This window comes from Streptomyces sp. NPDC058326 (assembly GCF_042879855.1).
In the GTDB taxonomy this organism is placed as follows: Bacteria; Actinomycetota; Actinomycetes; order Streptomycetales; family Streptomycetaceae; genus Streptomyces.
Window position 1 is genome coordinate 34,179 of the sequence record NZ_JBHVZO010000016.1, and the last position, 18,989, is coordinate 53,167.

Here is an 18,989-nt window from a genome sequence, read left to right on the forward strand (position 1 = left end):
GTGGCTTGCCGCTCGCGCGGACCCGGTCGGCCGCGCTCCGCTTGCGGCGGCCCGCGCACTGCGACAGATATGAGGGACTGGCCGGAACCGGGCGCCGTGGCCCGGCGGAGAGAGAGAACGGGAGAACCAGGTGCGCTCAGCCCCCTGCCGGACGTGGCGGGCCCCCGCGGCTCCCCGCGCGACCCGACGCGCCGCCGTCCGCGCGGCCCTCCGCTCCGCACGCGCCACCCCCCGCGGCTCCGCCCGCTCCGCGCTCGCGGCGCTCACCGCCTCCCTGCTGCTCGCGGGCTGCTCCGCCGCCTGGGAAGGCGCCGGGGGCGGCGCCCAGCCGGCCGCCGCGGACGTGCAGGACGTCTTCCTCCAGCCGGTCGCCGAGCAGGGCCCCGACCCCTTCACCAAGTCCACCGCCCGGCACACGGCGACACGACCCTCCGGTGACCGCGACCGGGACCCCGCGGCCGAACACGTCCGCGAGGTCACCGGCTCCACCCCAGGGCTCTACGGCGGCACGCGCGCGGAGGGCAGCTGCGACGTCGAGCGGCAGGTCTCCTACCTCGCCGCCGACCAGGACAGGACCCGTGCCTTCGCCGAGGCCGCCGGAATCCCCGAGACCAACGTCGCCGGCTGGCTGCGCGGCCTCACCCCGGTCGTCCTGCGCGCGGACACCCGCGTCACCAACCACGGCTACCGCGAGCGCAGGGCCGACGCCTTCCAGGCAGTCCTGCAGGCCGGTACGGCGGTCCTCGTCGACCAGTACGGCTCCCCGCGCGTCCGATGCGCCTGCGGCAACCCGCTCCGCGCCCCGGCAGCCGCCCCCGGCGCCGTCCACCAGGGCGACCCCTGGGACGGCTTCGACCCCGACCGCGTGATCGTCGTCCGGCCGACGACCACCGTCGTCACCAGCCTGGTCATCGTGAACGCCGCCGACCGCAGCTGGATCGAACGGCTCACCGGCACCGACGGGGACAAGGACCGCAAGCCCGCCGTGGAACCGGCCTGCGACCCCGACGAATGCCGCCTGACCGGCTCCGGCACCCCCGACCCGGCCACGCCGCCCGACCCCAGCGCCCCGGACCGCAGCACCTCCCCGGCCCCCGCCTCCCCGGAGACGCCGCCCAGCGCGCCCGTCCCCCCGGCCCCGGAGAGCCCCGCCGACCCCGACGCCTCGGGAAGCGGCGACACGGACACCGGGCCGAGCCCCGCGGACCCCGACGCGTACCCGGTCCCTGACACGGAGCCGTACCCCGACCCGTACACCGACCCCGACGCGCAGCCCTACCCCGACCCCGACACGGAACCGTTCCCCGACCCGAACGCCGAGCCCCCGGGCGAGCCGCCCGCCGTGCCCGACGGCGAACTGCCGCCCGAGGACCTCTTCCCGGCCGGACCGGTCCCGGATCAGCCGGAGACCTTCGAAGGGTGAAACGGATCTTCCTGGTGCGCACGGCCGGGGCTGCGCCTAGCGTGGCCCCATGAACGCGGTCAGCGGGGGCGGGGAGGCGGTCGAGCGGCTCCGCCGCGCGGAGGAGGGGCGGGTCGTCGGGGCCAAGCTCCTCGCCGACTACGGCTCCGCCTTCCGGATGGGAGGCTTCGACTGGGACCTCGTCGCCGGCACGATGGACATGGACGAGGCCGCCCTCGACGTCTTCGACATGGACCGCGCGGAGTACGACGGCCGCCCCGAGACCCTCGGCTCGCGGGTCCTGCCCGACGAGGGCACTCGCCTCGACACCCTCGTCGCCCAGGCGCTCAAGGACGGCAGCGAGCAGTACGGCGCCTACTTCCGCATCCGCCGCCGCGACGGCGGCCACCAGTGGACCCACACCCAGGGAATCGTCCACCGCGACGACACCGGCCGCCCGGTCCGCATCGTCGGCGTCGTCCGCGACGCCACCCACGAACTCACCGAGTCCGCCGCCCGGCTCGGTCTCGACGAGGGGCGGCGCAAGCGCGCGGGCGTCGTCGAGGGCACCACCGCGGCCCTCGCCTACGCGCGGACCGTGCAGGACGTCATCGACCTGCTCAACGACTCGCACGCGCTCGAACACTTCGGCGCCGCGAGTCTCGTCATGGGCCTCCTCGAGGCCGGCCGCATCCACCTCGTCGCCGAGGGCCCCGCAGGCGCCTTCGTGCCGGGCACGCGCTTCACCCGGGTGGACGAGCCGTACCCGATGAGCGAGGTGATCCGCACCCTGCGGCCCCGGTTCATCGACTCGGCCGACGACTTCGCCCGCTCCTTCCCGGTCCTCTGGCCCCACATCAGCGGGCTCGGTATCACCGCCGCCGCCTATCTGCCGCTCATCGCCCAGGCCCGGCCCATCGGCGCGCTCGGCCTGCTCTACAGCGACAGGACCGGCTTCAGCGAGGACGAGCGGACCCTGCTCGTCGCCCTCGGCAGCAGCATCGCCCAGAGCCTCCAGCGGGCCATGCTCTACGAGCAGGAGCACGACCTCGCCGAGGGCCTCCAGCAGGCCATGCTGCCGCGCCGGATCCCCGAGGTGCCCGGCGCCCAGACCGCCGTACGCTACCGCTCGGCCCGCCTCGGCCGGGACATCGGCGGCGACTGGTACGACATCATCGCGCTGCCCGGCGGACGCGTCGGCGCCGTCATCGGCGACGTACAGGGCCATGACACCCACGCGGCGGCCGTCATGGGCCAGCTGCGGATCGTGCTGCGCGCGTACGCCGCCGAGGGGCACCCCCCGGCCACGGTGATGGCCCGCGCCTCCGTCTTCCTGCACGAGCTCGACACCGAACGCTTCGCGACCTGCACCTACGCCGAGGTCGACCTCGGCACCGGGGTCGTCCAGGTCGTCCGCGCCGGCCATGTCGACCCGCTGCTCAGGGAGATCGACGGCAGCAGCCGCAGACTGCCGGTGGAGGGCGGACTGCCACTCGGCCTCTCCGCGGAGTTCGGGCGCCTCGACTATCCCGTGACCACCCTCGAACTGGACCCGGGGCAGACCCTCATGCTCTACACCGACGGCCTGGTCGAGAAGCCAGGCGCCGACCTCGACGAGGGCCTCGAATGGCTCTCGGCCCTCGTCCGGCGCGGGCCCGCCGACCTCCAGGAACTCGCCGACCACCTGTGCGAGGTGGTCGCCGACCGGGGCGGCGAGGACGACGTCGCCATTCTGCTGCTGCGCCGCCACGGCGCCCCGGCGGCCCACGATGCCGGCCGGTTCCGGCAGCACGTCGCCCAGAACGACCCCGAGGCGCTGAGTTCGGCCCGGCACATGATCAGGGCCGCCGTACGGGCCTGGGGCGCGGAGGAGCGCGCGGACGAGATCGAGCTGGTCGCCGACGAGCTCATGACCAACGCGCTGATGCACACCGACGGAGGGGCGATCGTGACCCTGCGGGTCCTCGCCGGGACAGAACGGCCCGGGACGGAACGGCCAGGGACCGGATGGCCTGGGACCGAGCGGCCTGGAATCGAGCGGCCCGGGACCGAGCGGCCTGGAATCGAGCGGCCCGGGACCGAGCGGGCTGGAATCGAGCGGCCCGGGGCCGAGCGGGCCGGGGCCGGACGGCGGCTCCGGGTGGAGGTGGAGGACCGGTCCAGCGCGCTGCCCCGGCGCCGTGAGGCGGGGGAGGCGGGCGTGTCCGGGCGGGGCCTGTTCCTGGTCGACCAGCTCTCCGACGTGTGGGGCGTCGAGCCGCGGGGCGGCGGCAAGTGCGTGTGGTGCGAGTTCACGCTGGAGAGCTGACACTGTTAACCGAGCGTAAACTGATCGTACTTGACCGTAACTGTCGGTACGCGATTGACTTCGCTCTCCCGCCTCTCCGCGCAGGACATGAGGACACCGTGAGCAGCGAGCTACTGGCACCGCTTGACCTGGCCTTCTGGCACCTGGAATCCCCCGCCCACCCCCTGCACCTCGGGGCCCTCGCCCACTTCGGCCCCGTCCCCCCGGACGGTGAGCCCGGCCGGGACCCAGTGGACGTCCTGGACCTGCTCGCCCGCCGCGCCGCCGCCGTCCCCCGGCTCCGTATGCGCGTCCGCGACGTCCTGCTGCCCGTCGGCGGCGCCGCCTGGAGCGCCGACCCGGACTTCGACGTACGCCGCCACGTCCACGAGATCTCCCTGCCCGGCGCCGACTTCCCCGCCGAGACCGCCCGGCTCGCCGCCGAACTCATGGAACGCCCCGTCGCCCGAGGACTGCCGCCCTGGGAGATGTACCTGCTCAACGGCGCTCCCGACGGATCCTTCGCCGTCCTCGTCAAACTCCACCACGCCCTCGCCGACGGCATGCGGGCCGTCGCCATCGGCGCCGGGATCTTCGACGAGATCGCCTCGGGACACCGCCCCGCGCGCCGCCCCCGCCCCCTGCCGCCGCGCTCCTTGCACCCCGGCCCCGGACGGCTCCTCGGCATGGCCCGGGACCGCCTCGGTGACCTCGGCCGGGCCGTCGAGGTCGGCGCCTCGGTCGTCGGGTCCTCCGTCGCCCGCGCCGGCCGCCTCGACGGACGTCCCACCGCCGCGCTCGCCGCCGAATCGAGCGGAACCCGGCGCGTCGCCACCGCGACCCTGCCCCTCGACCGTGTCCACCGCGTCCGCCGCGGTACGGGCGGCACCGCCAACGACGTCCTCCTCGCCGTCGTCGCCGGCGCTCTGCGCCGCTGGTTCGACGGACGCGGCCTGCCCCTGCCCGAAGCCGACCCGAGGGCCCTCGTCCCCGTCTCCCGCCGCCGCCCCGGCGGCCCGCCCGGCCCCGGCAACAGCCTCTCCGGCTACCTCCTCGACCTGCCCGTCACCGAAGCCGACCCGGCCGCACGCCTGGCCGCCGTCCGGCACGGCATGGACCGCAACAAGGCTGCCGGGCCCTTCAGGGGCGCAGGCGCCGTCGCCCTCCTCGCCGACCAGCTGCACCCGCTCGCGCACCGCTTCGGCGCCCCCCTCGCCGCCGGCGCGGCCCGGCTCCTCTTCGACCTCCTCGTCACCCAGGTGCCGCTGCCCCGCTCGGCGCTCTCCCTCGGCGGCGCCCCGCTGCGCGCGCTCTTCCCGATGGCCCCGCTGGCCCGCGGCCAGTCCCTCGCCGTCGCCATGTCCCCGTACGGCGGCCAGGTCCACATCGGCCTCGTCGCCGACGGCGCGGCGGTCCCCGACCTGGACGCGCTGGCCGCCGCGCTCACGGCCGAACTCGACCTCCTCGATCCGCCGGAGACTCCCTGACGGCTCCCGTCGGCTCCCGAGGGCGTGACCCCGGCCGTCACGCCCCGCACGTGGTCCCCGGCCGGACCCGGGTGAGCGAGATCAGGTACTCCTCGACCTTCCTGTCGACGCAGGCGTCGCGGCCGTACCCGGTGTGGCCGGCCGAGTCGAACGTCAGCAGCATGCCGTCGGGGAACTGGCGCGCCAGGCTCACCGCCTCGCCGTACGGCGTCGCCGGGTCGCCCTTCGTGCCCACGACGAGGACCGGCGGAACCTCCGGGGCGTCCACCCGGTGCGGGCGCCCGGGACCGGCGGGCCAGTCCCGGCAGACCAGCTCGTTCGTCACACCGGTCGTGCCGTAGACGCCCGCGGCCTTCTCGGCCGGGGCGAGCGCGTCCCAGTAGGCCTGCGCGTCGCGCGGGTGGGGGACGTCGAGGCAGTTGACCGCGATGAGCGCGGCGTCGCTGTTGTCCTCGGGGACGCCGCTCGCGGACTCGTCGCTCGGGGACCCGGACTCCTCGGCGCCGGTGTCGGCGTCCGGATCAGTGTCGGAGCCGGACTCGGTCTCTGGATCGGTCTCGGTCCCGGTCCCGGCGTCCGGGTCCGTCTCGGCGTCCGTGTCCGGGGGCTCCTCCTCGCCCGACGCCAGGGCCGCCAGCTTCGTCCCGTCCCCCTCGTCCGCCGCGACGAGCGCGTCGGACAGGCCCTCCCACTGGTCCTCCGGCGTGTACATGGACAGGCTCAGCGCGGCGAGCAGGCCCGCCGCGTCGAGCCCGGACGCGGAGTCGTCGACCGGCAGCGGCTCGCGCCGTGTCCGTTCGAGGAGGCGGTCGATGAGCGCGCGTATCTCCTCGGGCGTCGCACCGGGGCAGCCGTCACCGATCGTGCCTGCGCAGGACTCGGCGTACTCCGCCACCGCTGCCCGGAACCCGGTGGCCTGGCCGAGCATGCGCTGCCGCCAGTCGAGGGACGGGTCGACCGCTCCGTCCAGGACCATCGCCCGTACACGGCGCGGGAACTGCTCGGCGTACGAGGTGCCCAGACTCGTGCCGTACGACCAGCCGACGTACGTCAGCCGCCGTTCGCCGAGCGCCGCCCGCAGCACGTCCAGGTCCCGGGCCACGTCGTCCGTCCCGACGTGCGGGAGCAACGGGCCGCTGGCCTTCCGGCAGTCGGCGGCCGTCGCCCGGGCCGCGGCGAGGGCGTCGGCGCGCTCGGCGTCCGTCCGGGGGTGGAGCGGTGCGCTCGCGGACTGCTCGTCGGCCGCTTCCGCCGGTTCCGGTTCCGTGGACCCGGCGGACTCGGTGGACTCCGCGGATTCCTCGGTGAGGCAGGTCAGGGCCGGCTTGCTCTCCCCGACCCCGCGCGGGTCGAAGGACACGATGTCGAACCGCTCGCGCACGCCCCGGCCCATGTCCTCGGCGACGCCGTCCTTGATGAGCCGCACCCCGCGCTCACCAGGGCCACCCGGGTTGAGAACGAGCGAGCCGACGCGCTTCCCCGGGGGCGCGGTGACCGACTTCGCCACCGGCAGCAGGAACGTCCTGCCGTCGCCGGGCCGGGCGTAGTCCATCGGAACGGTGAGCGTGGCGCACCGGTGGGCGCCGCACGGCCGCCAGGTGAGCTGCTGGCCGTAGAAGCGCCGCAGGTCGGGACGGTCGACAGGGTCGACCGCCCCGACCGATCGCGGCCGGTCCCCGCCCGCACGGGGCCCGGCCGTGCAGGCCGCGAGGGAGGTGGCGCCGAGCACGGCGAGGGCGAGGACGAGAGCCTGACTGCGGCGGACGGGGGCGGTGATCACGAGGTACTCCCATGGGTGGTCGGTCCAGGGAAGGATCACGCGTGGATGCTGAGGATTTGCTGAGGCGGACGGGGAGCGGCTCCGTGACGGCGAGGCACCTGACCGATGCGACGACGGCCCACGCCTCCTGACCCCGCGCCTCCTCACCGGTGGGACGACGGCCCGCGCCTCCTCACCGGTCCGACGGCCCGCGTCCCCTCGCGTCCGGTGCCGGCAGTCGCAGGACGAACCTGGCCCCGCCGTGCTCCGAACGTCCCGCCGTGAGCGTGCCGCCGTGGGCGTGGGCGACCCAGGACGCGATGGACAGGCCGAGACCCGTGGAGCCCGACCCGCTCCGGAACCGTTCGAACAGGGCGCCCGCGACCTCCGCCGGCAGGCCGGGGCCCGCGTCCTCGACCGTCAGGGTGCCGTCCCGGGTCACCCTGACGCGTACGTCCGCCGGAGCCCCCGGGGCGTGGCCGTGCGTGAGCGCGTTGCCCAGGAGGTTGCCGACGGCCCTGCGCACCAGGTCCGGATCGGCGACGACGACCGTGTCCTCGGCCTCCACCCGGACGTGATGGCCCTCGGTCGGGGCCTCGTCGACGACAGCCTCCACCACCTGGTCCAGGCGCAGCGGCTGGCGCGTCACCGTGGCCGTGCCGGACATGAGCCGGGCCCGGGTGAGCAGCCCGTCGACCAGCCGGCCCATGCCCTCCGCGAGGCGCAGCGTTCGCCGGTGGACGTCCGTGCTGTCGGTCTCGCCGCGCAGCGCCGTCTCCGCGAGCGTGCGGAGCGAGGCGGCCGGGGTCCGCAGGTCGTGAGCGGCGTCCGCGAGAAACGCCTCCTGCTGGCCGAGCGCGGTGAGCGCGGGCCGAACCGCCCGACCCGACAGGACGTGGCCGACGGCCGCCGAGAGCAGCACGAGCACCGCGCAGCTACCCGCCACCCCCCACACGAGCCGCCGGTGGTCGTCCCACTGGGCCGTCGCGTCGGCCACGGTCACCAGGACGCCCTGCGGCCCCTCGTCCCCGGCCGCTTCCGGCGGGTAGAAGGGCAGCGCGAACACCCGGACGGGCGCGCCGTCCGTCGCGCGCCGGTCGAAGCCCCGGGCGTCACCCGCCCGCGCCGCCGCCCGCCCGGCCTCCAGGAGCACGTCGGCGCCGACGGACAGACAGGGCGCGGCCGGCGCGTGCCGCACGGTCAGGCCGTCCGGGTCGTCGGGGGCCGTGAGGAGCACGGCCAGTGGCGGGCAGCCGGTGTTCACGGTGTCCGCCAGGACGTCGGTGGCGAGCCGCCCGTTCTCGTCGGTCTCCAGGAGACCGAGTGCCCAGCTGGTGTCCGCGTCCATCACGTGGTCGAGCTGTTCCCGCCAGCGAGCGCTGTCGCTGCGCACGGCGAACACGGCCATCGCGACCAGCCCGACGGCGCTCGTCAGCGCGAACAGGAGGCTGATCCGCCGTCGCAGCCGCAGCACCCGCGCCGTCGGCGTGAGCGAGGACGCGGGCGCGCGGCGGGGGAGCGCCGGCCTCATCGTGCGTCGTCGGGCGCGAGCCGGTAGCCCACGCCCCGTACCGTGTGGATCAGCGGCGGCTCCCCGAGCTTGCGGCGGAGCTGGGAGACGAGCACCTCCAGGACGTTGGACTGCGGCTCGGCCATCTCGTCCCAGCAGCTCTCGATCAGCTCGGCGCGCGAGACCGCCTGGTCGGCGCGGGCCGCGAGGACCTCAAGGACCGCGAACTCCCTGGTGGTGAGCGTGAGCAGGACGCCGGCGCGGCGGACGTGCCGACGGGCGGTGTCGATCTCCAGGTCGCCGAGGCGGTGCACCGGAGGGCGTACGACGGCGGAGCGGCGGCACAGGCTGCGCACCCTGGCCACCAGCTCGGGCACGGCGAACGGCTTGACGAGGTAGTCGTCGCCGCCGCTCGCGAAGCCCTCCACCCGGTCCGCGACCGTGTCACGCGCGGTCAGGAACAGGACGGGCACGTCCCGCCCGGCGCGCCGCAGCCCGTCGACATAGGCGGCGGCGTCCCCGGACGGCAGCATCCGGTCGAAGACGGCGCAGTCGTACGCGGTGACGAACAGGGCCTCGTCGGCCCGCGGCAGGTCGGCGGCCTCGTCGACGGCGAGCCCGGCGGCCCGCAGAGCGGCGGCCACCCCGAACCGGAGGTCTTCGTCGTCCTCGACGAGCAGTACGCGCACGAGTCTCACCCTAAGGCCCCAGGTGGAAGGCCCCGCCTGGGTCCCGACGCGCGCGGCGGGACGCTCGGCTGCCGCTGCCGCTGCCGCTGCCGCTGCCGCTGCCGCTGCCGCTGCCGCTGCCGCCGTCGCCGTCGCCGTCGGCGCGCGCGTGCCCGCCGTACGGGTGCGACGAACGGCCCGCCCCCTCCCTGAGCGCGTCGCTCACCGATCGCCCCCGGGGCGTACCGGCGCGCGGCCCCGGCGCCGGTACGGCAGGGTGGAACCATGCCCGAACTCCCCGAGGTGGAAGCGTTGCGCGCGTTCCTCGACACGCATCTGGTGGGCAAGGAGATCGCCCGCGTGACGCCCGTCGCGATCAGCGTCCTCAAGACGTACGACCCGCCCCTGAGCGCGGTCGAGGGCGCCGAGGTCACCGCGGTCGGGCGGCACGGGAAGTTCCTCGACCTCACCGCCGCCGGACCCGCGGGCGAGCTCCACCTCCTGTTCCACCTGGCCCGGGCCGGCTGGCTCCGCTGGCAGGACCCGCTGCCCACGGGGCCGCCCCGGCCCGGCAAGGGCCCGCTGGCCCTGCGTACCGCGCTCACCGGTGGCGACGGCTTCGACCTCACCGAGGCAGGCACGACCAAACGCCTCGCCGTCCACCTGGTCCACGATCCCCAGGAGGTGCCGGGCGTCGCCCGGCTCGGCCCCGACCCGCTCGCCGAGGACTTCGGCCCCGAGGAGTTCGCCGCACTGCTCGCCGGCGAGCGCCGCCAGATCAAGGGCGCCCTGCGCGACCAGAGCCTCATCGCCGGCATCGGCAACGCGTACAGCGACGAGATCCTCCACGCGGCGAAGATGTCCCCCTTCAAGCCCGTGCGGAACCTCACCCCGGAGGAGACGGCCGCTCTCTACACGGCGATGCGGACCACCCTCCACGAGGCCGTCGAACGCTCCCACGGCCTCGCCGCCGGCAAGCTCAAGGCCGAGAAGAAGAGCGGCCTGCGCGTCCACGGGCGCACCGGCGAGGCCTGTCCGGTGTGCGGGGACACCATCCGCGAGGTCTCCTTCAGCGACTCCTCGCTCCAGTACTGCCCCACCTGCCAGACCGGCGGCAAGCCACTCGCCGACCGGCGCCTGTCGAAGCTCCTCAAGTAGGCGCGCGGCGGCGATCCGCCCGTTCCTCCTGCGGCCTGCGGCCTGCGGCCTGCGGCCTGCGGCCCCGCCCGTTCCTCCTGCGGCCCTGCCGCCCCGCCCGGCCCGCGAGCCGCGCCCACTACACTCCGCCGCATGCTGCGCGTACTGGCCGTCGACGACGAGGAACCCGCCCTCGGGGAGCTCCTCTACCTGCTGCGCGCCGACCCCCGCGTCCGGAGCGCCGAGGGAGCGGGCGACGCCACCGCCGCCCTCCGCAGGATCGGGCGCGCACTGGAGACCGGGCCGGACGGCGACGAGGCCGTGGACGTCGTCTTCCTCGACATCCACATGCCCGGCCTCACCGGGCTCGACGTCGCCCGGCTGCTCGCCGGCTTCGCCCGGCCGCCGCTCGTCGTCTTCGTCACCGCCCACGAGGGCTTCGCGCTCCAGGCCTTCGACCTGAAGGCCGTCGACTACGTCCTCAAGCCCGTCCGCCGCGAGCGGCTCGCCGAGGCCGTCCGCCGGGTCCACGACCTGGTGCACGCCACCGCCGCCCCGGCGGCGCCCGTCGCCGCCGAACAGATCCCCGTCGAGCTGGGCGGGGTCACCCGCTTCGTCCCCGTCGACGACATCGCCTACGTGGAGGCCCACGGCGACTACGCCCGCCTCCACACCGACCACGGCAGCCATCTCGTCCGCATCCCGCTCTCCACCCTCGAGGAGCGGTGGGCGGCCCGGGGCTTCGTCCGCATCCACCGCAGCCATCTCGTGGCCCTCGCCCGGATCGACGAGCTCCGGCTCGACGGCGGAGCCACCTCCGTCCGGGTCGGCGACGCCGATCTCGCGGTCAGCCGCCGGCACGCCCGCGACCTGCGGGACCTGCTGATGCGGCGTGCCGGGGGCTGACCCTCCGTACCCCTGTCGCGGCCGGGAAGCGCTGCGTAGACTCCACGCGTCCCGGGTCTCGGCCCGCAGGAGCTGTCGGAAGTCGTCGAGAGGCCGGAGCGGACCCCGATGTCCGAGCACCACCCTCCCCCCGCCCCCGGCCGGGGGGACCCCCCTCGCAGGCCCCGCCGCGAGACCGTCACCTATGCCTCCGCCCACGGTGCCGGGGCCGTGCCGAACCCCGCCCGGCGGCGGCCCGTCCACCCTCCGGCCCGCTCGGAGATCGACGAGCAGACCACTCTCGGCCACACCTACGTCCGCTCCCTGATGCGCAGCCAGCTGCGCGCCGCCCTCACCGCACTCGGTGCCCTCGCGCTGCTCGTCGGCTCCCTGCCGCTGCTGCTCGCGCTGCCCGCGCCCGAGGCCTTCGTCTGGATCGCCCTCGGGGTGGGTGTGTATCCCGTCGTCTGGGGGATCGCCCACTGGTACGTGCGCCGCGCCGAACGCAACGAGCGCGACTTCACCGGCCTCGTCGAACGGTGAGGCGCCCCACCATGAGCGATCCCCGCGCGGTGCCCGCGTGAACCAGACCTACGCCGTCGCGGCCGTCACCGCCGTCGTGCTCGCCACCGTCCTCATCGGCGCCCTCGGCCTGCGGATCTCCCGTACCACCTCCGACTTCTACGTCGCCTCCCGTACCGTCGGGCCGGGCCTCAACGCGGCCGCCATCAGCGGCGAGTACCTCTCCGCCGCCTCCTTCCTGGGCATCGCGGGTCTCGTCCTCGTCCAGGGCCCCGCCATGCTCTGGTACCCGGTCGGCTACACCGCCGGCTACCTCGTCCTGCTCGTCCTCGTCGCGGCCCCACTGCGCCGCTCCGGCGCGTACACCCTCTCCGACTTCGCCGAGGCCCGCCTCGAATCACCGCAGGCCCGCCGGCTCGCCAGCCTCTTCGTCGTCGGCATCGGCTGGCTCTACCTGCTGCCGCAGCTCCAGGGCGCGGGCCTCACCCTGGAGATCCTCACCGGGGCACCCGACTGGGTCGGCGGACTGCTCGTCGCCCTCGTCGTGACGGGGACCGTCGCCGCCGGAGGCATGCGCAGCATCACCTTCGTCCAGGCCTTCCAGTACTGGTTGAAACTCACCGCCCTGCTCGTCCCCGTCCTCTTCCTGCTCGCCGCCTGGTACGGCGACGGGGCACCCAGGGCGCGTTTCGACGCGCCCGCCGTCCTCCGCGGCCACACCGTCGTCAAGGTCGCCGACACCGTACGCATCGGCCTCGACGCCCCGCTGACCGTCACGGTCACCGGAAGCGTCGACTCCGTCCCGTACGAGCAGCGGACCGTGACCCTGCCCGCCGGCACCCACCACGTCCTCGGCGGCACCACCCTCGTCTTCGAGCCCGGCGCGGCCCTTCCGGAGAGGGTCGCCAGCGGCACCGACCCCCTCGGCTGGTCCCAGCCGCTGGCCGGCGGGCGCGACGGGCATCAGCTGTACGCCACGTACGGACTGATCCTCGCGACCTTCCTCGGCACCATGGGGCTTCCCCACGTCGCCGTCCGCTTCTACACCAGCCCGCACGGCCGGGCCGCCCGCCGCACCACCCTGGTCGTGCTCGGGCTCGTCGGCGCCTTCTACCTGCTGCCGCCGCTGTACGGGGCCCTCGGCCGGATCTACGCCCCCGAGCTCGCCCTCACCGGTTCCGCCGACGCCGCCGTGCTCGTCCTGCCCGACCGGATCCTCGGCGGTCTCCTCGGCGACCTCCTCGGCGCGCTCCTCGCCGGCGGCGCCTTCGCGGCCTTCCTCTCGACCGCCTCCGGGCTCACCATGTCCGTCGCCGGGGTCCTCACCCAGGACGTGCTGCCGTCCCGGGGCGTACGGCACTTCCGCCTCGCGACCCTCCTCGCCACCGCGGTGCCGCTCGCCGTCGGGGTGGTCGCCTCCAAGGTGCCGGTCGCCGACGCCGTCGGCCTCGCCTTCGCCGTCTCCGCCTCCTCCTTCTGTCCGCTGCTTGTCCTCGGCATCTGGTGGCGGCGGCTGACCCCGCCCGGCGCCATGGCGGGACTCCTGCTCGGCGGCGGATCCGCCCTCGCTGCCGTGATGGCGACCCGGGCCGGGCTCGCCCCCGAGGGCTGGCCGCACACCCTGATGGCCTGGCCGGCCGTCTGGTCGGTCCCGCTCGGCTTCCTCACCATGGTCCTCGTCTCGCTCGCGACGCCCGGTCGCGTCCCGCCCGGCACTCCGGCGCTCCTCGCGCGCCTCCACCTTCCGGAGGAGTTCACCGGCACCGTCCCCGCCCAGGAGGCCCGCAGATGACCGGCATCGCCCTCGCCGCCGTGGCCGCCGCCGGGGTGGTGCTGCTCGCCGCCGGCTTCGTCCTGGGACGGTTCGCCGCCCGGCGCGGCGGCCGCGCCGCCGATCCCGATCTCGGCACGCCCGTCGAACGGGCCACCTTCCACACGCTGCACACCGCCTCGCTCGCCGCCCCGCCGCTGCGCGCCGGACTCACCGAGGAGACGGCCCGCAGGGCGGCCGGCACACTCCGCTCCCTGCTCGGCACGGAGGCGCTCTGCCTCACCGACCGGGGCGCCGTCCTCGCCTGGGACGGACCGGGCGAGGCGCATCACCGCGCACACGTGCCGGAGCAGGCCGCCGACACCCTGGAGACCGGCCGCAGCCGGTCCGCGCACACCGGCTGCGACGATCCGGCCTGCCCGCTGCGCTGGGCGGTCATCGCCCCGCTCACCGGGGAGGACGGTGTGCTCGGCGCGCTCGTCGCCTACGGCTCGCGGGAGTCGGCCGTCCTGGTGCGGGCGGCGACCGAGGTGGCCCGCTGGGCCTCCGTACAGCTCGAACTGGCCGAGCTCGACCGTTCCCGCACCCGGATCGTGGAGGCCGAGATACGCGCGCTGCGCGCCCAGATCTCCCCGCACTTCATCTTCAACTCCCTCGCGGCCATCGCCTCGTTCGTGCGCACCGACCCGGAGCGGGCCAGGGAACTCCTCCTGGAGTTCGCCGACTTCACCCGCTACTCGTTCCGCAGGCACGGTGAGTTCGCCCAGCTGGCCGACGAACTGCGTTCGATCGAGCAGTACTTGGCACTCGCCGGGGCGCGCTTCGGGGACCGGCTCAAGGTGACGCTGCAGATCGCCCCCGAGGTCCTGCCGGTGACCCTGCCGTTCCTCTGTCTCCAGCCGCTGGTGGAGAACGCCGTGAAGCACGGTCTCCAGGACCGGGAGCGGGGCTGCCGGGTCACCATCGCGGCCCGGGACGCGGGCGCGGAGGCCGTGGTGACCGTCGAGGACGACGGCATCGGCATGGACCCGGAGCTGCTGCGCTCGGTCCTGCGCGGAGAGCACCCGGCGGGCTCCGGCATCGGTCTCTCGAACGTGGACGAGCGGCTGCGCCAGGTGTACGGGACGGAGTACGGGCTCGTCATCGAGACCGGCGTCGGCGCCGGGATGAAGGTGACGGTACGCATCCCCAAGTACCGCCCGGGAGTGCACCGTTCAGCACCGTGACGGCGCCAGGTCGCCAGGGAGCGGGGTCGTCGGGCCGCCGGTCACCGGGCCCCCGGTCAGCGCAGGTGCAGCGAGAGATGGGCCAGCGGCAGGCCCAGCTTCCAGGCGGGCAGCCAGATCTGCTCGTCCTCGTCGACGGGGCACTCCTGGTCGTCACCCGCCCGGCCTTCGAGGTCTGCGGCGCGCACCCAGGTGTCCCGCAGACGCCGCCACGCGCTCTCCGCGAGCGCCAGGTCGGGGCCGTCGCCGCCGGACGCGCGCCGGGCGGCCAGCCGCTCCTCGACCCAGGGGGGCCAGGGCCGGTCGTACGCGGTGTGGCGCAGCCACGCGTCGATCCGGCCGGCGGCCCGGCCGCCCGCCGGTCCGTCCGGCCCCTCCGAGAGGTGGACGGTGAGGGCGAGTGCCTGGAGGCCCGCGCGGTACTCCAGTGAACCGGGCGCCACGAGTGCGGCGGCCCGCAGCACCTCGTCGGCCAGGTACTCGGCGCACAGCCAGGCCATCGGGACGGCGAGGCCGCCGCCACTCGTGCCACCGGCGCCGTTCGTGCTCTCGGGCAGCAACGCTCCCACCTTCTCCCGGACATGGAGGACCCGGATGTGTGGGGCCCGGGGAGAGCTTCCTCCGCGAAGGGCGCCCGCGGGTGCCGCTTTGCTCAACTGGCCCGTGTGGTTTCGGATACGTTTCCCGGCCGGATCGGTGCCGGTGGGATTCCTGTTGTCACGGGAGACGGGTGAGGCCGGAGGGGCACGTCCGGGCGGTTCAGCCGAGGAGCGCGTACACCGCCGTCGCGTGCGCCGCGGTCTCTTCCGTGCCCTCGGCCGTCATGGTGATGTCGGCGAAGGCCATCCGCTTGCCCGCCTTGGTGAGCCGGGCCCGCACCAGGACGTCGGTACCGAGGACCGCCCGCTGGAAGCTGATCGACTGCTGGACGGTGGTCATCGGCACGAAGCCGCCCCGTGCGGCGGCGACCGCGATCACCGTGGCCGTGTCGGCGGCGGCCATCAGGGCCTGGCCGGAGAGGCCACCGCCCTCCCGGGCGAGCCGGTCCGACCACGGGAGCCGGAGTACGGCCCCGTCGGCTTCGACGGACTCGACGGTGAGCCCCAGGTCGAGCACCCAGGGGGCGAAGTTGTCGGCGAGGACCTTTTCGGCGGCGGCGAGTGTGAGTGTCACGGCGTCATTGTGGGGCCCCGGCACGGGGCCGGGCAACGGCCGTGCGGCGCGGCCGGTAGCCGGGCAGGGAACGGCCGAGCTGCCGCAGCGCGTAGTGGGAGCGCGACTTGACGGTCCCGGCGGGGATGCCGAGTTCCACGGCGGCCTCGTTGACGGTGAGGCCGTGGAAGTACAGCCGGACGAGCACCGCGCGGTGCTCGGGGCTCAGTCCGCGGACGGCCGCCCGCACGTCCAGGGCGGCCTCGGCCGAGGCCGTGGCGTCGGCGGGGTCGGGCGTCACCGCCAGGACGCCGTCGCCGATCTCGGCGGGCCGGGCGAGGCGTGAGCGCCGGGCGTCGATGGCGAGGCGGCGGGCCACGGTGAAGAGCCAGGGGCGCATCGACTCGTAGGGGCCGTCGAAGGCCTCGGGGTGGAGCCAGGCCCGTACCAGGGTCTCCTGTGCGAGGTCCTCGGCCCGCTGGCGGTCCCCGTAGGTGAGGCCGAGCAGGAAGGAGAGCAGCGCGGGGCCGTGGTCCCGCTGCAACTCCTCAAGGGTCCGTTCGTCGGTGGTCGCCGTCGTCATGCTGCCCGCCTCTCCGCGGCTCGTCGTCCGGGCCGTATACGAGCGCATCCGGGCGGCGAGGGACAGGGAACGGACACCGGTGTGCGACGAACGGTCGCACCGAGCGGCGAATGGTACGGCGAGCGGTCGGACGCACGTCCGAACGGAGGTGTTGCGTCCGTTTCAGCGGGGTTCCTGCCCCGATGCGGCCTTGACCCTTGACTGCGGCTTTCCCGGGAGATCAATTCGTCAGAACAGATGTTCATCACACGAATTGGGTGGAGTGCCGTCATGACCTCACGCACCAGACCGGCCGGCGCGGCGGCGGTGGCCGCCGTCCTGCTCGCGGCGGCCACCGGCTGCAGCGACGGGAGTGGCCCGGCCGGCGGAGCCGTCACCCCCGAGGCCACCGCCGGACGGCCGGGGAACGTGCGGCCCGCCGCCCCGTCCGCCGCCCCCGGCGGGGCCTCCGCGACCGCCGGATTCACGCTCGTCGCCTCGGGAGACGTCCTCCCGCACGACTCGATCATCCGCCGGGCGGCCGCGGACGCCGGCGGCGACGGCTACGACTTCGCCCCCATGCTCTCCGGGGTGAGGTCCGTCGTCTCCCGGGCCGACCTCGCCATCTGCCACATGGAGACCGTGTACGGGAAGGAGGGCGGCCCCTACACCGGCTACCCAGCCTTCAAGTCGCCGCCCGAGGTCGCCTCCGCGCTCAAGGCCACCGGGTACGACTCCTGCTCCACCGCCTCCAACCACACCCTCGACGACGGAGCGGCCGGCCTCGGCCGCACCCTCGACGCCCTCGACCGGGCCGGTGTCCGGCACGCCGGATCGGCCCGTACGGCGGCGGAGGCGGCGACCCCCACCCTGCTGAAGGCCGGCGGTGCGACGGTCGCCCAGCTCGCCTACACCTATGACACCAACGGCTACCCGCTGCCCGAGGGCCAACCGTGGGCCGTTCAGCTCCTCGACGAGCGGAAGGTGATCGCCGACGCCCGCGCCGCCCGCGCGGCCGGCGCCGACGTGGTCGTCGTCAGCGTCCACTGGGGCACCGAGTGGCAGACCGCACCCGACGAGCGCCAGCTCTCCCTCGGCCGCGCGCTCACCGCCTCGCAGACGGGCGGCCGCCCCGACATCGACCTGATCATCGGCACCCACGCGCATGTGCCGCAGGCGTACGAGAAGGTCAACGGCACCTGGATCGTCTACGGGATGGGTGACCAGATCGCCGGCGACATGATCAACCACCAGGGTGCCTACGACCCCCGGGGCAACCAGGGCAGCATCGGCCGCTTCACCTTCGCCCCGCCAGGGAAGCCGGGCGGGCGCTGGGAGGTGACCAAGGCCGAGTTCGTCCCGCAGTGGTTCGACACCGCGCGGGGCCGGGTGGTCAACCTCGCAGCCGACGGCGGAGACCCGCACCGCGCCGGCATCCGCGACACGATCCGGCAGGTGGTCCTCAGCCGGGGCGCCGACCGGGACGGCCTGGTGATGGGCGAGTAGCCCGCCGCCCGGTGCGCGCGCCGAGCACGGGGTGACGGTGACCGGCCGGCGGCCCGCCGTCCCCGGCGTCGGGGCTATCGGCTCATCGGGTGTTTTCGGACGGGCGGCCGGTGTCGGTGAACCGCGCGGGCCCTCATCCATACGAACCATTAGTCATGAAAAAGGATCAGATGACCAGTGGGCGGCGCGCGGTGCTGCGGCTCGCCGCCGCCCTCGGGGCCACCGCCACCGTCGGAGTCCTCGCTGCGGACCGGCTCGCCGCCCCCGAGCGGACCACCCGCGCCGTGCGGACGGGGGCGGGAGGCGCCGGGGCAGGTGCCGCGGCGGCCCCGGCGGCGGGCCCCCAGGCCCAGGCCCCCCGGCTCCGCCCCAGCGCCTACCGGCTCCAGCCGATGACCGCGTACGCGCCGCCCGCCTTCCGGCGCGCGGTGCCGCCGGTGCGGCAGCGGCCCTTCCTCAGCGTGTCCGGGGCCGGCCGCTCCATGGTGCTGACCTTCGACGACGGACCCGACCCCCGCTACACCCCCGGCATCCTGAAGACCCTGCGCCGGTACGAATGCCGGGCGATGTTCTTCGTCTGCGGCGAGATGGCCGTCGAGAACCCGGACCTGCTGAAGGAGATGGCCGACGACGGTCACGTCATCGGCAACCACTCCTGGTCCCACCCGCTCATCCCCAAGCTGCGGCCCTCCCGCATCCGCGACGAACTCGGCTCCACGAGCGAGGTCGTCGAGCGCACCCTCGGCACGGCCCCGCTCTGGTACCGCGCCCCCTACGGGGCCTGGAACCGGCACTCCTTCGAGATCGGCGCCGAACTCGGCATGGAGCCGCTCGCCTGGACCGTCGACACCCTGGACTGGAAGGAACCCGGCACCGGCACCATCGTGCGCCGGGTTCTCGACGGCGCCGCCCCGGGCGCGGTCGTGCTCTCCCACGACGCCGGCGGCGACCGGGCGCAGAGCGTGGCCGCGCTCCGCCGCTATCTCCCCGAACTCCTCGACGCCGGCTACCACATCACCGTGCCCCGGCGCTGACCCCCGCGGTACGGCGAAGGGCCCCGACACCTCCGGGTGCCGGGGCCCTTCGCCGTGTCCCCGCCAGGGGTCCGTCCGTCG

Annotated in this window: 16 protein-coding genes; 10 read left to right on the plus strand and 6 right to left on the minus strand. The window is 75.0% G+C overall.

What is annotated here, in order from left to right; genetic code table 11:
* Window positions 1-130 precede the first annotated feature (130 nt).
* The 3 genes from ACFVYX_RS26195 (at window position 131) to ACFVYX_RS26205 (ending at window position 5,176) form a co-directional block, all read left to right on the plus strand.
* Window positions 131-1,423, plus strand: a complete 1,293-nt coding sequence (locus tag ACFVYX_RS26195; protein ID WP_389683937.1) for a DUF6777 domain-containing protein — start codon at window positions 131-133, stop codon at window positions 1,421-1,423.
* Between the two features lie 49 nt (window positions 1,424-1,472).
* Entirely contained in the window at window positions 1,473-3,710 is a 2,238-nt protein-coding gene (locus ACFVYX_RS26200; protein ID WP_389683938.1) for a SpoIIE family protein phosphatase, read from the plus strand.
* Window positions 3,711-3,808: 98 nt separating this feature from the next.
* Entirely contained in the window at window positions 3,809-5,176 is a 1,368-nt protein-coding gene (locus ACFVYX_RS26205) for a wax ester/triacylglycerol synthase family O-acyltransferase (protein ID WP_389683939.1), read from the plus strand.
* 37 nt (window positions 5,177-5,213) lie between these two features.
* Here the strand turns inward: ACFVYX_RS26205 and ACFVYX_RS26210 are convergent, their stop codons facing one another.
* The 3 genes from ACFVYX_RS26210 to ACFVYX_RS26220 form a co-directional block, all read right to left on the minus strand.
* Window positions 5,214-6,995, minus strand: coding sequence for an alpha/beta fold hydrolase (locus tag ACFVYX_RS26210; RefSeq protein WP_389683940.1), 1,782 nt, complete (start codon window positions 6,993-6,995; stop codon window positions 5,214-5,216).
* Window positions 6,996-7,128: 133 nt separating this feature from the next.
* Complete coding sequence (locus tag ACFVYX_RS26215; RefSeq protein WP_389683941.1) at window positions 7,129-8,466, minus strand: sensor histidine kinase; 1,338 nt, start codon at window positions 8,464-8,466, stop codon at window positions 7,129-7,131.
* Window positions 8,463-9,134: a response regulator transcription factor gene (locus ACFVYX_RS26220; protein ID WP_389683942.1), complete on the minus strand. Its 672-nt coding sequence runs from the start codon at window positions 9,132-9,134 to the stop codon at window positions 8,463-8,465. The genes ACFVYX_RS26215 and ACFVYX_RS26220 overlap by 4 nt, the downstream gene beginning before the upstream one ends.
* 264 nt (window positions 9,135-9,398) lie before the next feature.
* On the opposite strand from ACFVYX_RS26220, the gene ACFVYX_RS26225 reads away from it, so the two are divergent.
* The 5 genes from ACFVYX_RS26225 (at window position 9,399) to ACFVYX_RS26245 (ending at window position 14,654) form a co-directional block, all read left to right on the plus strand.
* Complete coding sequence (locus ACFVYX_RS26225) at window positions 9,399-10,271, plus strand: Fpg/Nei family DNA glycosylase (RefSeq protein WP_389683943.1); 873 nt, start codon at window positions 9,399-9,401, stop codon at window positions 10,269-10,271.
* A 132-nt stretch (window positions 10,272-10,403) separates the two neighbouring features.
* Window positions 10,404-11,156, plus strand: coding sequence for a LytR/AlgR family response regulator transcription factor (locus tag ACFVYX_RS26230; protein WP_389683944.1), 753 nt, complete (start codon window positions 10,404-10,406; stop codon window positions 11,154-11,156).
* A 108-nt stretch (window positions 11,157-11,264) separates the two neighbouring features.
* Window positions 11,265-11,678, plus strand: coding sequence for a hypothetical protein (locus ACFVYX_RS26235; protein WP_389683945.1), 414 nt, complete (start codon window positions 11,265-11,267; stop codon window positions 11,676-11,678).
* Between the two features lie 37 nt (window positions 11,679-11,715).
* Window positions 11,716-13,449, plus strand: coding sequence for a cation acetate symporter (locus tag ACFVYX_RS26240; RefSeq protein WP_389683946.1), 1,734 nt, complete (start codon window positions 11,716-11,718; stop codon window positions 13,447-13,449).
* Window positions 13,446-14,654, plus strand: a complete 1,209-nt coding sequence (locus ACFVYX_RS26245) for a histidine kinase (RefSeq protein ID WP_389683947.1) — start codon at window positions 13,446-13,448, stop codon at window positions 14,652-14,654. Before ACFVYX_RS26240 ends, ACFVYX_RS26245 begins: the two co-directional genes overlap by 4 nt.
* A gap of 56 nt (window positions 14,655-14,710) precedes the next feature.
* Here the strand turns inward: ACFVYX_RS26245 and ACFVYX_RS26250 are convergent, their stop codons facing one another.
* From ACFVYX_RS26250 to ACFVYX_RS26260, 3 genes are all read right to left on the minus strand, one after another.
* Window positions 14,711-15,214: a hypothetical protein gene (locus ACFVYX_RS26250; RefSeq protein WP_389683948.1), complete on the minus strand. Its 504-nt coding sequence runs from the start codon at window positions 15,212-15,214 to the stop codon at window positions 14,711-14,713.
* 199 nt (window positions 15,215-15,413) lie between these two features.
* Window positions 15,414-15,827, minus strand: coding sequence for a PaaI family thioesterase (locus tag ACFVYX_RS26255; RefSeq protein WP_389683949.1), 414 nt, complete (start codon window positions 15,825-15,827; stop codon window positions 15,414-15,416).
* Between the two features lie 4 nt (window positions 15,828-15,831).
* Complete coding sequence (locus tag ACFVYX_RS26260) at window positions 15,832-16,389, minus strand: sigma-70 family RNA polymerase sigma factor (RefSeq protein ID WP_389683950.1); 558 nt, start codon at window positions 16,387-16,389, stop codon at window positions 15,832-15,834.
* 270 nt (window positions 16,390-16,659) lie between these two features.
* On the opposite strand from ACFVYX_RS26260, the gene ACFVYX_RS26265 reads away from it, so the two are divergent.
* Both ACFVYX_RS26265 and ACFVYX_RS26270 read left to right on the plus strand, forming a co-directional pair.
* The gene (locus ACFVYX_RS26265; protein ID WP_389683951.1) at window positions 16,660-17,874 is read left to right on the plus strand and encodes a CapA family protein; all 1,215 of its coding nucleotides are present in this window, start codon (window positions 16,660-16,662) and stop codon (window positions 17,872-17,874) included.
* A gap of 155 nt (window positions 17,875-18,029) precedes the next feature.
* Window positions 18,030-18,908: a polysaccharide deacetylase family protein gene (locus ACFVYX_RS26270; protein ID WP_389683952.1), complete on the plus strand. Its 879-nt coding sequence runs from the start codon at window positions 18,030-18,032 to the stop codon at window positions 18,906-18,908.
* Window positions 18,909-18,989: the final 81 nt, after the last annotated feature.